General features: G+C 72.6%; 11 protein-coding genes. 6 read left to right on the top strand and 5 right to left on the bottom strand.

Annotation, left to right across the window (positions count from 1 at the left end; genetic code table 11):
- Positions 1–145 precede the first annotated feature (145 nt).
- Entirely contained in the window at positions 146–499 is a 354-nt protein-coding gene (locus ACYVJE_RS15955; protein ID WP_461145132.1) for a metal-sulfur cluster assembly factor, read from the top strand.
- 188 nt (positions 500–687) lie between these two features.
- On the opposite strand, the gene ACYVJE_RS15950 is transcribed toward ACYVJE_RS15955, so the two are convergent.
- Positions 688–2526, bottom strand: a complete 1839-nt coding sequence (locus tag ACYVJE_RS15950) for a GGDEF domain-containing protein (protein WP_461145087.1) — start codon at positions 2524–2526, stop codon at positions 688–690.
- 147 nt (positions 2527–2673) lie between these two features.
- Positions 2674–3885 (bottom strand): lycopene cyclase family protein, encoded by a 1212-nt coding sequence (locus ACYVJE_RS15945; RefSeq protein WP_461145086.1) that lies wholly within the window; start codon positions 3883–3885, stop codon positions 2674–2676.
- Positions 3886–3967: 82 nt separating this feature from the next.
- Between ACYVJE_RS15945 and ACYVJE_RS15940 the strand changes: the two genes are divergently transcribed.
- The 5 genes from ACYVJE_RS15940 (at position 3968) to ACYVJE_RS15920 (ending at position 9765) form a co-directional block, all read left to right on the top strand.
- On the top strand, positions 3968–5542 hold the full coding sequence (locus tag ACYVJE_RS15940; protein ID WP_461145085.1) for a deoxyguanosinetriphosphate triphosphohydrolase family protein: 1575 nt from the start codon (positions 3968–3970) through the stop codon (positions 5540–5542).
- 208 nt (positions 5543–5750) lie between these two features.
- Positions 5751–6422 (top strand): acVLRF1 family peptidyl-tRNA hydrolase, encoded by a 672-nt coding sequence (locus tag ACYVJE_RS15935; protein ID WP_461145084.1) that lies wholly within the window; start codon positions 5751–5753, stop codon positions 6420–6422.
- Positions 6423–6605: 183 nt separating this feature from the next.
- Complete coding sequence (locus tag ACYVJE_RS15930; RefSeq protein ID WP_461145083.1) at positions 6606–8234, top strand: ABC-F family ATP-binding cassette domain-containing protein; 1629 nt, start codon at positions 6606–6608, stop codon at positions 8232–8234.
- 413 nt (positions 8235–8647) lie between these two features.
- Entirely contained in the window at positions 8648–8857 is a 210-nt protein-coding gene (locus tag ACYVJE_RS15925; RefSeq protein ID WP_459156449.1) for a helix-turn-helix domain-containing protein, read from the top strand.
- Positions 8858–8952: 95 nt separating this feature from the next.
- Entirely contained in the window at positions 8953–9765 is an 813-nt protein-coding gene (locus tag ACYVJE_RS15920; RefSeq protein WP_461145082.1) for an enoyl-CoA hydratase/isomerase family protein, read from the top strand.
- 43 nt (positions 9766–9808) lie between these two features.
- Here the strand turns inward: ACYVJE_RS15920 and ACYVJE_RS15915 are convergent, their stop codons facing one another.
- The 3 genes from ACYVJE_RS15915 to ACYVJE_RS15905 all read right to left on the bottom strand — a co-directional run bounded on the left by ACYVJE_RS15915 (position 9809) and on the right by ACYVJE_RS15905 (position 13905).
- A complete protein-coding gene (locus ACYVJE_RS15915) occupies positions 9809–11458 on the bottom strand; it encodes a flavin monoamine oxidase family protein (protein ID WP_461145131.1) in 1650 nt (549 codons plus the stop codon).
- Between the two features lie 70 nt (positions 11459–11528).
- Entirely contained in the window at positions 11529–12332 is an 804-nt protein-coding gene (locus ACYVJE_RS15910) for a carbon-nitrogen hydrolase family protein (RefSeq protein ID WP_461145081.1), read from the bottom strand.
- A 160-nt stretch (positions 12333–12492) separates the two neighbouring features.
- Positions 12493–13905, bottom strand: a complete 1413-nt coding sequence (locus tag ACYVJE_RS15905; RefSeq protein ID WP_459160025.1) for an amino acid permease — start codon at positions 13903–13905, stop codon at positions 12493–12495.
- Positions 13906–14378: the final 473 nt, after the last annotated feature.

The following is a 14378-nucleotide window of genomic DNA, read 5'->3' as shown; positions in this document are numbered from 1 at the left end:
AGACTGGACGCCGCGGGCAAGACAGCCGCAGGACAGGAGTGGGAGCGTCATGACGGACGAAACCCAGGTTCAGGACAGGGCCGATGCCCCGGAGGCGACCGCCGCGGGGACCGCTGAGGACTCCGTGCAGCGCGGGGCCGAAGGAATGCCGGAACCGCCGGCCCCGGCCGCCGAGCTCGCCAAGGTCGAAGACTGCGAAGAGGCGATGCGCGACGTCGTCGACCCCGAGCTGGGGATCAACGTGGTCGACCTCGGTCTCGTGTACGGCATCACGGTCGAGGAGGACAACACGGCCACGGTGGACATGACGTTGACCTCGCCGGCGTGCCCGCTGACCGACGTCATCGAGGAGCAGGCCGGTTCGGTGCTGCTGGGCGGGCCGAACGGCGGGCTGGTCCGCGACTTCCGGATCAACTGGGTCTGGATGCCGCCGTGGGGCCCGGAGAAGATCACCGACGAGGGCCGGGAGCAGCTGCGCGCCCTCGGCTTCACGATCTAGGCGGATATTGTCAGGTCGTTTTGCGTGCGGCCCTTCGGCGCTGGCGCGTCGAAACGAGGAAGATCGCAATCACCCGCGGCGATGATCGGCAGCGACTTGACAAAGCACTTCTAAAAAGCTGCTGAGAGACCTGTGACCGCGGCCGGCGCCGGACCCTTCCGCGCCGGCCGCGGTCGTGTCCGCCGGGATCACGGCGCCGCGTCGGGGTCCGCCCCGGTCTCGGCGGCCCGGACGGTCCGCCGCAGCGCCCCGGCGAAGCTCTCGTCCACGTTCCGCTTGCTGCTCTGCTGCGGCACGCCCGAATCGCTCTTCGGCGTGCCGCGCAGCACGTCGACCCGTTCCGAACCGGGGCGGGAGAGCACCCAGCTCGATCCGGACAGCGACTTCGCCTCGTGCTTGAGCGGGGCCAGTCGCTGGGAGGCCTGCTCGTAGGAGGCCATCGTCGACGGCGTGCACACCACGGTCGCCAGGGACAGGCCCACCTCCACCTCCCCGATGCGGCGCGGCGGGTCGAGCACCCGCTCGGACAGCGCCACGACGTCGTCGACGTCGGCGACGAGCAGGAAGTCGTCCCCGCCGACGTGGCCCACCGACACCGAGTCGAACGCGGTGGCCGCGTCCGTCAGCGCCCGCCCGAGGGTGCGGATCAGCTCGTCCCCCGCGGAGAAGCCGACCTCGTCGTTGACGGCTTTGAACCCGTCCACGTCGAGCCAGCTGACCGTGAACACCTCGCCGGCGGCGATGCGGCGCGCCACGTCGCGGGCGACCGCGTCGCTGCCGGGGAGCCGCGTCAGCGGGTTCAGCGTCGCGGCCTGCTCGACCTTCAGCTCGGCCATGCCGCGGATCAGGTCGCCGGCCTGGACCACGCCGAGGCAGCGGCCGTCCTCGTCGACGACGACCGCGTCGTCGTACATGCGGTTCTGGCTGGATTCGGTGACCAGGCTCAGCGCTTCCATCGCCGTGGTGGCCGTGGTGACCAGCCGCGGTTCGTCGGCGAGCCGGGAGGCAGGCCGCTTGGCGTGCAGTGCGTGCCCGTACGGGCCGGTGACGGCGAGCAGGAAGCGGTTGCGCTCGACCGTCCACTGCGGAACGTTGTGCTCGTCGACGAGGACGACGCCGCTGGCCTCCGGTTGCTGGGCGAAGACTTCGCGCACCTCGTCGGCGAGCACCTCGTGCGACAGCGTGACGGCCGGGATCAGGAACTCGGACACGCGGGGACCTGCGGCGAGCGTGCGCACCTGCGCCGAGCCCGGGTCGGTGACCTCAGCGGCCACACCGGGGACCGTGCGCGCGGTCGGGGGGCGGCGCGCGGCGGGCCCGAGCAGGTTGCCCTGCACCAGGCGCACGCCGTTGTGCCGCAGCGCGGTGAGCTGCCGCTCGGAGTCCACGCCGACGGCGTGCAGGCGCGCCTCGACGCTCTGGCACAGGTGCGCCAGGGCCTCCAGCGTCGCCGTCCGGTGCGGGTCGTCGGGAACCCCGGCGACGACGGAGGAATCCACTTTGATCAGGTCCGGGGCGAGGTCGGTGAGCACCTTCAGCGGCACGTCGCCGCTGCCCAGGTCGTCCAGCGCGATCCGGAACCCCGCCTCGCGCAACTGCCGTGCCGCGCTCAGGAACCGCTCGGTGTCCAGCCGGGTGAACGGCGGTCCGATCTCCAGGGTGATGTCGGCCTCGTGGCGCCCGGTGGCCCGGACGTGGTCGCGCAGCGCCAGCACCTGCTCGGTCGCCTCGACGAGGGTGCCGGCGAAGACGTTGACGTGCAGCGGCACGTGGGCCTCGTGCTCGGCGGCCACGCCCAGCGCCGAGGTCATCAGCGCGACGTCGAGGTCGGCGAGCCGGCGCTGCCGCGCCGCGGCGCGGAACAGCGACTTCACGTTGCCGCTGCCGGGCCGGGACAGCACCTCGGCCGCGACGATGGCGCCCGTGCGGACGTTGACGACCGGTTGGAACCCGAACCGGACGGCGTTGAGCAGCGCGCGCACGGAGTCCGCACTGCCCGCGGTCATCGTCTCGCCGGTGCTGTGCACGAACCGCTCCGTGACATGTCAGTCCTCCACTCCGGTGGAGGTACGTCCGCCTCCCACTCCGCTCCAACCTAGCGCGGTTGAGCAGTGCGTAACACCGCCCTCACGGGGCGGGTGTGGCCATGGCCACAACCGAACGCGGCGGAGCGGCTACAACTCGTGCGGACCGGTTCGCCCGAAGCCGTGCCGCGCGATCGGACTGCCCGGCCGCACGCTGCCCCACGCCAGGCGCCGCCGCACCCGGGCGGGGGCGTTCCGGAACATCGCGGACATCGCCGCTGCGGTGCGCGCGGGATCCCCGTCGCCGGTGAGGAACGCGGTGCGGTGCCGCGGTGGCAAGGTGAGGAACGCTTCGAACATCTCCGGCACCAGGTGCGGGGGAAGCGCCAGCATGGCGTGCAGCGCCCGCCGCCGCAGCAGGTGCGCGCCGAGCTGCCGCGGTGGCCACAGCATCGCCCAGGCGGTGCGGGCGGCCTGCTGCGGTCCGCTGCCGAGCCCGGCGCTGATGGCCGCGGCCAGCCACGGTGCGCGTTGCAGCGAGGTGGCCACGCTGAAGCCGCTCGCCGGGTGCACCAGCCCCGCCGCGGCGCCGAACGGGATCACCCGCCCGGGCCTGGGCAGCGGGTCGTCGACGGGGAACCGCACGCGCTCCTCGGCCAGGCGCTGGTCGGCGTCGACGCCCGCGGCCGCCAGCCGCCCCGCCAGCCGCCGGCGCAGCAGCGCCAGCGGCAGCGCGGGCCGGCGCGCCAGCGCGGTCTCCTCGACGAGCAGGCGGCCCGGGGCGGTGCGCACGGCGTAGCGGAAGGTGGGCCAGCCGCCGTCGCTGTCCGGGGCCGGGCGCCAGTCCATGAACACGTCGGCGTCCTCGCCGCCCGGCAGCTGCTCGGCGGCGAGCACGACGCCCACGGCGCTCTGCTGCGCGGGAGTCCGGGGCGGGCGGCCGCCGCAGAGCACGCGGGCCGGGCCGGTCGCGTCCACCACGGCGGCCGCGGCCAGGCACCGCCCGTCGCGCAGGTGCACCGTCGATCCGGTCGGTCCGTGCTCGGCGGCGGCGACGCGACCGGTGATCTCGGTGACGTCGGGGCGCTGCAGGTGCTCCCACAGCGCGGCGTTGTCGAGCACCACGTACGGGCTGTGCCAGGTGTGCCAGCCGGTGCCGTGCACGCGGACCCGGGGCATGACCGCGGCCCGGGCGGCTTCGGGCAGGCAGGGGGGCAGTTCCGAGCGCCAGGCCGCGTAGGTGTGCGGCCAACCGCGCCGCGGGTTGGGGTCGACGAGCGCGACCTCCAGACCGGTGTCGGCGCAAGCCGCGGCCACCGAGCGGCCCGCGGGGCCGGCGCCTGCGACGAGGACATCCACCACGCTCCGCATCAGATCATGACCCGCACGACACGGTGCGCAGCCCCTGGTCGGTGCGCGCCCGCGCGGTCGGTAGCGTGACACCATGCCGACACGTTCCGAACTCCGCGCCCGTCGTTTCGGTGGGAACGCGGGTGCGGCCTCGACCGAGGACCTGGCGGGCAGCCCGTTCCGGGCCGACCGGGACCGGGTGAGCACTTCGGCGTTCTTCGCCCGCCTCGGCGGTGTGACGCAGGTCGTCAGCCCCGGCGGCCCGGGGCTGCTGCTGCACAACCGCCTGACGCACAGCCTCAAGGTGGCGCAGGTGGCCCGCGCGGTGGGTGAGCGGCTGCTGGCCGAGCCGGAGATCGCGGCCACGCTGGACCGGCTCGGCGGCTGCGACCTCGACGTGGTCGAAGCGGCCGCGCTCGGCCACGACCTGGGGCACCCGCCGTTCGGGCACCTCGGCGAGGTCGTGCTCGACCGGCTGGGGCGCAACCGGTTCGGCCTGGTGGACGGCTTCGAGGGCAACGCCCAGAGCTACCGCGTGGTCACCCGGATCGACGTGCACGGCACCGGCGGCAGCGGCCTGGACCTCACCGCCGCGGTGCGCGCGGCGCTGCTGAAGTACCCGTGGACGCGGGTGCCGCACCCGGAGGCCCCGGATCCGCGCGGGGTGGACGGGCCGCCGCGCGGCGCCTCGGAGCCGCAGGATGCCGCGGGGACCGGATCGGCGAAGTTCTCCGGTTACCTCAGCGAGCTCGCGGACCTGCGGCACGCGCGAGCGCCGTTCGGTGAGCTGGAGCACTGGCAGCAGACCGTCGAAGCGTCCATCATGGACACCGCGGACGACATCGCCTACGCGATCCACGACCTCGAGGACTTCCACCGCGTGGGGGTGCTGCAGGGCGCGAACGTCGACAGCGAGCTGACCCGGTGGCTGGGCGACTCCCTCACGTTCGCCGGCGCGGCCGCCGAGGAGCTGGCCGAGAACTCGCAGCGGCCCGGTGCGTCCCTGGAGGCGCTGCGGCGCCGCATCCACGACAAGGACGCGTGGATCGCCAGCGACGAGGCCTTCATCAACGCGGTCAAGCGCGTGCGGGGCAAACTGGTCCGCAGTCTGCTGTGGACACCGTTCGACCGCTCCCAGCAGGCCGAGCGCGCGGTGGCCGAGTTCTCCGGCGAGTGGACCCGCCGACTGGTCGAGGGCGTCGAGGTCGAGGAGAAGCCCTCCACCCGCTCCGGGCACGTGCTGCTGGCGCCCGAGCAGTGGCACGAGGTGCAGGTGCTGAAGTTCGTCCACCGCCGCTTCGTGCTGCAGCGCCCGGACCTCGCGCTGCACCAGCGCGGTCAGGACCGGTTGCTGAGCAAACTGGTGGAAGCGCTGGACAACTGGGTCATCGACCGCAGCGAGGTGGCCCGCCTGCCGCACCGCTTGCGCGACCTGTTCGACCTGGCCCGCCAGGAGACCACCGAGCTGTGGGACGTCCACCAGCGGCTCAGCGGTGCGGCCGCGCGGGCGGGAACGGCGGCCGAGCGGGAGGAGACCATCGAGCGGATGGCCCGCGGTCGCGCGGTGCTCGACTTCGTCGCCTCCCTGACCGACGACCAGGCCGCCGCGCTGCTGGAGTCGTTGTCCGGGCGGACCACCCAACTCTGGAACGACGCCTTCGTGCTTTGACCGGTCGCGTGGGTCTTGCGTGGCCCGGTTGCGAGGGCCTGCGCGCAGGCGGGCGAGTGGTGGAGCGTTGTGCTGGTGGAGCACTCGAGAGGCTGGTGCTCGGAGGACGGCGCGCCGGAGCCGGGAGTTCCGCATCGAACCGCGGCCGGCTTTCCCCGCGGTGACCGCCTCCACGCGTGAACGCGGTGCAGTGGCAGAGGAGGCCGTCGTGGCGAAGGTGCGGGAGTTGCCCGGAGGTGGGCGGGCGGTCGAGGTCGGGCCCGAACGCGTCGCCCGCTGGTTCGAGCGGTTCGCCGAGCGGCACGGCGGTGCGCAGCGCACCGAGCGCAGCGCCGAGCGGGTGACCGTCACCGCCGCCGACGGGTCCACCGCCGCGGTGGCCGTGCCGTTCGGCCCGCTGCCCGGGCCGCACGGCGCGGTGACCGGGTTGAACGTCTCCGCGCTCGTGGAGCACCTGCACCGCGAGCGGCGGATCGGGCTGGTGCTGGTGCGCCGCGGCGCGCACAGCGTCGGCATCGCCGCGGGCGAGCGCGTCGTGCGCTCGAGCACCGACCGCCACCGGGTGCAGGGCAGGACGAAGGCGGGCGGCTGGTCGCAGCAGCGCTACGCGCGCCGGCGCGCCGGGCAGGCCCGCGAGGCGCTGCGGTCCGCGGCCGACGCGGTCGCCGAGATCCTCGTGCCGGAGCTGCCGGTGCTCGACGGCGTGGTGCTGGGCGGGGACCGCGGCGCGCTGGACGAGCTGGCGGCCGACGGGCGCCTGGCCGAGCTGTTCGCGCGGGCCGAGCCGCGCGTGCTCGACGTCGCCGAACCGCGCCGCGCCGTCCTCGACGAGGCGGCCCGGCGCGCGGCGGCGGTGGAGGTCGAAGTGCGCGAGGCGTGAGCGCGGTGACACCCGCCCGGATCACCGGTGCGGCGCGTCGACGGGTACACTCGCCCAGTGGTGCGCAGGTCGAGGGCAGTGGCGAAGAGGCCCGCGGACGTGGATTGACCCCGTCTCCCACGCGCGGCTGCTCGCCTTTCGGCGATCGTTCGACTTGACCACGACTTCTCCCCGGAGCTTTTGTTGATTTCTGCCAGCGACCTGGAACTGCGCGCGGGTTCGCGCATCCTGCTGTCCGACGCCACCCTGCGGGTGCAGCCCGGCGACCGGATCGGCCTCGTCGGCCGGAACGGCGCGGGCAAGACCACCACGCTGCGCGTCCTCGCCGGCGATGAGGAGCCCTACGGCGGCACGATGCAGCGCAGCGGTGAGATCGGCTACCTGCCGCAGGACCCGCGCGAGGGCGATCTGCGCGTCACGGCCAAGGATCGGGTGCTCTCCGCCCGCGGCTTGGACCAACTGCTGCGGGACATGGAGAAGGCCCAGTCGGCCATGGCCGAGCTCGCCGACGAGCGCGAGCGGGACAGGGCCGTCGCGAAGTACGGCCGGCTCGAGGAGCGCTTCGCCGCCCGCGGCGGCTACGCGGCGGAAGCCGAAGCGGGCCGCATCTGCGGCAACCTCGGCCTGGAGCAGCGCGTCCTCGAGCAGCCGCTGGGTACGCTCTCCGGTGGGCAGCGCCGGCGCGTCGAACTCGCGCGGATCCTCTTCGCCGCCGCCGAAGCCGGACCGGGCGGACGCTCGGCCACCACCCTGCTGCTCGACGAGCCCACCAACCACCTCGACGCGGACTCGCTGAGCTGGCTGCGCGAGTTCCTCAAGAACCACGAGGGCGGGCTCGTGGTCATCAGCCACGACGTGGAGCTGCTCGACGACGTCGTCAACAAGGTGTGGTACCTCGACGCGATGCGCGGCGAGGCCGACGTCTACAACATGAGCTGGCAGCGCTACCAGGACGCCCGCGCCGCCGACGAGCAGCGGCGCCGCCGCGAGCGCGCGAACGCCGAGAAGAAGGCCTCGACGCTCAAGGCGCAGGCCGACAAGCTGGGGGCGAAGGCCACCAAGGCCGTCGCCGCCAAGAACATGGCCCGGCGCGCCGAGCAGCTGCTCGAGAACACCGAGACCGAAGGTCCCAGCGAGAAGATCGCCAACATCCGGTTCCCCGAACCGGCCAAGTGCGGAAGCACTCCGTTGCGCGCGTCGGGCCTGTCGAAGGCCTTCGGCTCGCTGGAGATCTTCAGCGGCGTCGACCTGGCCGTGGACCGCGGCAGCCGGGTCGTCGTGCTCGGCCTCAACGGTGCGGGCAAGACCACGCTGCTGCGGCTGCTGGCCGGCAAGGAAAACCCCGACTCCGGCGAGGTCGAACCCGGATACGGCCTGCGCACCGGGTACTTCGCGCAGGAGCACGAGACGTTGGACCACGACGCCTCGGTGTGGGACAACATCCGCTCGGCCGCCCCGGACACCCCGGAGCAGGAGCTGCGCACCCTGCTCGGTGCGTTCCTGTTCCGCGGGGAGCAGCTGCAGCAGCCCGCCGGTTCGCTCTCCGGCGGCGAGAAGACCCGGCTGTCCTTGGCCGGGCTGGTCTCCAGCGCCGCGAACGTGCTGCTGCTGGACGAGCCCACCAACAACCTCGACCCGGCCAGCCGCGAGCAGGTGCTGGCCTCCCTGCGCGCGTACACGGGCGCGGTCGTGCTCGTCACGCACGACCCCGGTGCGGTCGAGGCGCTGCAGCCGGAACGCGTGATCCTGCTGCCGGACGGGACCGAGGACCACTGGTCGGAGGAGTACCTGGACCTGGTCCAACTGCACTGAGGACCGCCGGATCGACGTGCGCCGCGGGTCGTGCGGGGCGCCGTGCGGCGCCCCGGAACGGCGGTTCCGCCCGGGCGTGGGGAACGCCACGTGCCGGCGGTGGTGATCATGCTGACACCGCCCGAATACGTGTCCGAACCGGCGTGTCAAGGATCTTGGCGTGCGATCGCACAAATAACACCCGTGTAGGTGAGCTGATCACGGGGACGAGTGTGGTGAGCGTCGTCATTTGAACACGCACGGTGCCTGATGCGCCAGATGGCCTAGTTCATTCCGGTGATCGGAAGCCTCCGATTTCAACCATTGGACGATCTTTTTTTCATGATCACCTGGCGTTCGCGCTTTTCCTGTTCGATCATTGCGCTGACAGGGGTCGCGAGGCCCGACCTGCTCGGAGGGAAGGCGGGGACACTGTGACTGAGCTGAAGAAAGGCGCGCGCATCACAGGCAGCGCACGCGACAAACTTGCCGCTGACCTGAGAAAGAAGTACGAGAAGGGAGCGAGCATCCGCGCTCTCGCCGAATCCACCGGACGGTCGTACGGGTTCGTGCACCGGGTGCTGACGGAATCCGGCGTGCAGCTTCGCGGCCGGGGCGGCGCGACGCGGTCCAAGAAGAAGTAAGCGGCGGCCACGCCCGGTGTCCTCGGGCGTGGCCGCGTTCAGCTCGTGGCCGGGCGCGCTGCGCACGTGACCCGGCGCTGTGACGGAGGCGGCCGGTGCCGAAGGCGGAGATGGACACCGACCTGCTGGTGCAGGCCGGGGTGGACCTGGCCGTGCAGCAGCGGCACGCCACGATCACCCTGAACCGGCCGGAAACGCGCAACGCGCAGACCCCGCTGACCTGGCGGGCGCTGCGGGAGGTCGGTGCGCACCTGGATCCGGAGGTCCGCGTCGTGGTGGTGCGCGGCACCGGCGGAGTGTTCTCCGCGGGCCTCGACCAGCGGCTGCTCGACGATGACGCGGTCGAGGGCATGGCGGGGCTCGCGGATCTCGTGCGTCGCCCCACGGAGCTGGCCGACGGGGAGATCGAAACGGCCCAGCAGGGTTTCACGTGGTTGCACGACCCGGAGCGGTTGACCATCGCCGCGGTGGGCGGTCCTGCCGTGGGAGCGGGACTGCAGCTGGCGCTGGCGTGCGACCTGCGCATCCTCTCGGAGGAGGCGTGGATGCGCGTGGACGAGACGGAGCAGGGGCTCGTGCCGGATCTCGGCGGGACCCGTCCGCTGGTGCAGACCGTGGGGTACGCGCGGGCCGTCGAGCTGTGCGTCACCGGGCGCGAGGTGCCCGCGCGCGAGGCCGAGCGCATCGGCCTCGCGAACGCGGTCGTGCCGCCCGAGCAGTTCGACGGCGAAGTCGACCGGCTGGTGGCCGCGGCCTGCCGGCTCCCGGACACGGCGCTGCGCGAGACGCTCGCGCTGCTGTCGCAGGACGCGGACGAGGCCGTCGACCCCGAGCAGCAGCTCGCGGCCGAACGGGCCGCCCAGCTGCGCTGCATCGGGGACCTGGCCGAGCGCCGCGGCTGGGAGTAGCAGGACTGCGCCGCGGCGCCGTTGCGCGGGGCCCGCGGACTCCTCACATCCCGGAGGTCCTCCCGTCCGGCAGCGCCACCGGGGCGAGGCGCGCGAACTCGTCGCCGGGGCCGGGGTTGGTGCTGTCCGTGCCGCCGCCGAAGTGGCGCAGCACGCCCCACACCGCGTTCAGCGCGGTGTGCACGGCCCCCTCGGCCCAGCCCGCCGTCCAGGACACGTCGTCGCCGGCGAGGAAGAAGCCGCGGTGGTGCTCGGCGAGCTCGTCCTGCGCGAAGTGCGTGAACAGGCGCCGCTGGTACCGGTAGTGCCCGGGGAGGTTCGCCTTGAACGCGCCCGTGAAGTAGGGCTCGTCCTCCCACGAGACGGTGACCGGATCGCCGATGATGTGCTCGCGGACGTCGACGTCCGGGTAGATCTCGCCCAGGGAACCGAGCATGATCGACATCCGCTCCTCCGCGGGCAGCGGCAGCCACTTCAGCGAGTCGTCGCACCAGGTGTACGACAGGCACAGCGCCGCGGGCCGGTCGTCGCCGAAGTCCAGGGGGTAGGTGCTGCGCGTCATGCGGTCGGTGAGCGTGGTGCTCAGCACGTCCCGTCCGGTGCGCGGATCCGCGTCCTTCCAGAAGGGACGGTCGACCGGGACGAACGTCTTCGACGACTCCATGTAGTGGGTCCGCTCGATCGCCGTCCACTGCTCCATGGGCAGCAGGGATTCGTCGCAGGCGATCTTGTTCAGCAGCATCCAGCTCTGCCCGGTGAACACGGCGGCCGGGAAGTGCGCCGTCTCCCCCGAGGCGTCGGTGACGGCGATGGGGCCGGAGCCCTGCCGGCGCAGTTCCGTGACCGCGGGGCGCGGAACACCGCCGTGCAGCGAGCGCAGGCTCGTCCCGCGCTGCCAGTGCACCGGCTTGTCCGGCTCGTGCTGCCACAGCCGCTGCGGCAGCTGCTGGCACCCGCCGAGGATGCTCACGTGGTCCTCGTCCGCGCCGGTGTAGACCACGCGGAGGATCTCCAGCATCGAGTTCGGGAAGTCGGTGTCCCAGCCGCCGGTGCCGAAGCCGACCTGGCCGAAGATCTCCCGGTGCGCGAACGACGCGAACTCGGGGGAAGCGCTGAGGAAGCCGTAGAAGGACTGGTCGTCCAGCTCGACCACGAGGCGGTTCCACAGCTCCTTGATCCGCGCGGTGTCCCGCCGGCGGATCGCGTCCTGCATCTCGGTGAGCTGCGCGCGGTCGCGCAGGGTGCGGTCCCACGCGCGGGAGACCTCGGAGAACACCGCCGGCAGGTCCTCGAGGGTGCGGGCGTAGTGCGATCGTCCCTTGAGGTCGATCACCGTGCTGCGGGCGCCCGGGGCCAGGGGGTTCGGGAACGGCGCGGTCTCCAGCCCGACCTCGTCGATGTAGTGGAACAGCGCCGTGGCCGACGCCGGGAAGCGCATCGCGCCCATCTCGGCGACCACGTCGTCCGGGCAACCGGGGAACGGAACGCTGCGCATGCGCCCGCCGATCTCGTCGGCCTCGTACACGACCGGCTTCAGCCCGGTTTTCATGAGCTCGTGGGCGGTGATGACGCCGGACAGACCGCCGCCGATCACGGCGATCTCGGTGCCGTGGTGCTCGGCGGGCACGGAGCCGAGACCGGCCGGGTGCGCCAGGTAGTCGTCGTACGGGAAGGGGAAGTCGGGGCACAGCATCGTGATCGGTTCCTGCGCGCCGGGCGCAGCGGTGGCGGAGTACACCCTGGGATCTCCTCGTCTCAGCGGGTCACGGGCGGGGCGCCGGCGCCACGCCGACGTAGTGGTGCGGCTGCCGGTCGGCGAGGTGCGTGTTGTTCGCGCGCGCTCTCGCCAGAGCGGCGGTGTCGACCTCGGCGGTGAGCAGGTGCGGTTCGGCGCCGGCGCGCACCACCTCGGCGCCGTCGGGGGAGGCCAGCACGCTGCGTCCGCAGTAGGCGGTCCCGTTCTCCTCGCCGCACCGGTTCACGTATGCCAGGTAGAGTTGGCTCTCGAAAGCGCGTGCGGGGACGACGGTTTCGGCGACGAACTCGTGCGGGCGGGCGAGCGCGGTGGGGACGACGAGCAGTTCGGTGCCGGCGAGCGCGTGGGCGCGCACCATCTCGGGGAACTCCACGTCGTAGCAGATCAGCAGTCCGATTCGGACTCCGCGCAGGGAGGCCTGCACCAGCGGAGTGCCACCCGGGGTGAACCAGGTGCGCTCGAACTGTCCGAAGAGGTGGGTCTTGCGGTAGTGGGCCTCCTCGCGGCCGTCCTCGTCGACGACCCGGACCGCGTTGTACACCTGCTCCCCGTCCCGCTCGGGGTAGCCGTACGCGATGGCGGTGCCGTGCTCGGCAGCGATGCGCGCGACTTCCGCGCCCGCGGGTCCGGTGCGGCCTTCGGCGAGGCGGTGGGTCTCGGAGCCGATGTCGTAGCCCGTCAGCGAGAGCTCCGGGGCCACCAGCAGGTGCGCTCCCGCCGCGGCGGCCTGCCGCGCGCGCTGGTCCAACCTGGCGAGGTTGGCCGCGGGGGAGGCGCACACCGTGGCGTCCTGGTCGAGGGCGATGTGCATGGTTACGAAACTACGGGCCGCCGGTTGCGCAAGACAACGCGCGTGCATTCCTCTTCCGCGCATTTGTGTTGCGGAAATTCGCCATCCCTCGTTCGCTCGCTGCGTGCCGCCCCCGGTGCCGCCGGGACGGCGCAGCGCCGTCCCGGCGGCACCGGGGGACTCACCGCGGCGGGTGGTGCTCAACATCGTTGCGCGGCTCGTTCAGCCGCGAGCGCCACGTGCCGTAGGCGAAGTAGATCGCCAGACCGCAGGCCATCCAGGCGCCGAAGACCAGCCACGTCGAGGTGTCCAGGTAGAAGATCATGTACGCGCAGACCACCGCGCCGAGCAGGGGAGTGGCCGGGTACAGCGGGACCCGGAAGCGGCGGGGCAGCTCCGGACGCGTGCGCCGCAGGACGATGACCGCGATGTTGACGAGGCCGAACGCGAACAGGGTGCCGATGCTGGTGGCCTCGGCGAGCGAGCCGAGCGGGACCACGGCGGCCAGCAGCGCGATGAACGAGGACACCACGAGCACGTTCCACCGCGGTGTGCCCGTCCGCGGGTTCACCCGCGAGAAGCGGCGCGGGATGAGGCCATCGCGCGACATGGTGAACAGGATCCGGGTCTGGCCGTACAGCACCGCCAGGACCACGCTGGCGATCGCCACCAGCGCACCGAGCGCCAGCACCGCCGACCACAGCGCCCCGGCTCCGGTCGTGCTCGTGAGGACCCGGCTGAGCACCGCCTCGCCGCCGGCGAAGTCGGTCCACGGCATGGCGCCGACCGCGGCGAGTCCGACGAGGCAGTACAGCGCCGTGACGATCACCAGCGAGAGGATGATCGCGCGGGGCAGGTCGCGCTCGGCGTTGCGGGCTTCCTCGCCCGCGGTGGACGCGGCGTCGAAGCCGATGTAGGAGAAGAACAGCGTCGCCCCCGCCGCGCTCACGCCGGACAGGCCCAGCGGCGCGAAGGGCGTGTAGTTCTGCGCGCGCACGGCGAGGAACGCCACGGCGCAGAACACCAGCAGCGTGGCCACTTTGACCACGACCATGACGGCGTTCACCCGCGCGCTCTCCCGCGCGCCGCCGAGCAGCAGGAACATGGCCAGCAGCACCACGGCCACGGCCGGGATGTTGAAGATCCCGCCTTCGCCCGGGGGCTGGCTGAACGCATCGGGGATGACGGTGCCGGTGACGATGTGCAGCAGCTCGTTGAGGTACTGCCCCCACCCCACCGCGACGGCCGCGACCGAGACGCCGTACTCCAGGACCAGGCACCAGCCGCAGATCCAGGCGATGAGCTCGCCCAGCGTGGCGTACGTGTAGGAGTAGGCCGACCCCGAGGCGGGGATCATGCCGGCCAGTTCCGCATAGGACAGCGCCGACAGCAGGGCGGTGAACCCCGCCAGCGCGAAGGCGAGCACGACGGCGGGACCCGCTTCGGGCGTCGCTTCACCGAGCACCACGAAGATGCCCGTTCCCAGCGTCGCTCCGATGCTGATCATCGTCAGCTGGCCCAGCCCGAGCGACCGGTGCAGCCGGTGTTCGCCGTCGGTCTCCTCGTCGGGCTTCGTGACCGGTTTCCTGCGCATCACGCGGGTGCGCAGCGGTGCCGGTCCGGTGCTCGGTCTGCGCGCGGTGACGTCCGCGCGATCGGCGTGCAGCATGAGGTGGTTCTCCCGGGGGTCGTCGTTGACCGCGATGCGGCATGCGCTTGTGCGCGACAGCACAACGCGATGCCGCGCAACAATAAAGAGACATCCGGTGCGCGAACAGCGCTGAACCTTGTGCATGTGCGGGTTGTTGCGGTGCAAAGTTGCGTCCGCGCTCAACGGTGCTGCCCGCGGTGCTCCGGCCGGCCGTTTCCGGGGACGTGGGCGCGGTTTCCTGCGCTGCGCGCGGAGTTCCGCTGTGCACGGCGCGTTCCCGGATCGCTCCACAGTGCACTCGGCGGGAGGTGCGCTCGGCCGGTGGGAGTCCGCACCGGGCGCGGCCGCGGCCCGCGGTGCCGCGCTCCTGCTCCCGGTGCCGCGGGCTCGTGGCGCGCCCCGGCGCCGCGGGCGGG

The organism is Salinifilum aidingensis (genome assembly GCF_054782015.1).
The sequence above is the reverse complement of the archived record's forward strand: the minus strand, read 5'-3'. Positions and strand labels throughout refer to the sequence as shown.

Coding starts and splice junctions, on each gene's coding strand:
- ACYVJE_RS15955 (WP_461145132.1), top strand. CDS start 146: ATGCCGGAACCGCCGGCCCCGGCCGCCGAGCTCGCCAAGGTCGAAGAC.
- ACYVJE_RS15940 (WP_461145085.1), top strand. CDS start 3,968: ATGCCGACACGTTCCGAACTCCGCGCCCGTCGTTTCGGTGGGAACGCG.
- ACYVJE_RS15915 (WP_461145131.1), bottom strand. CDS start 11,458: ATGCTGTGCCCCGACTTCCCCTTCCCGTACGACGACTACCTGGCGCAC.
- ACYVJE_RS15910 (WP_461145081.1), bottom strand. CDS start 12,332: ATGCACATCGCCCTCGACCAGGACGCCACGGTGTGCGCCTCCCCCGCG.
- ACYVJE_RS15905 (WP_459160025.1), bottom strand. CDS start 13,905: ATGCGCAGGAAACCGGTCACGAAGCCCGACGAGGAGACCGACGGCGAA.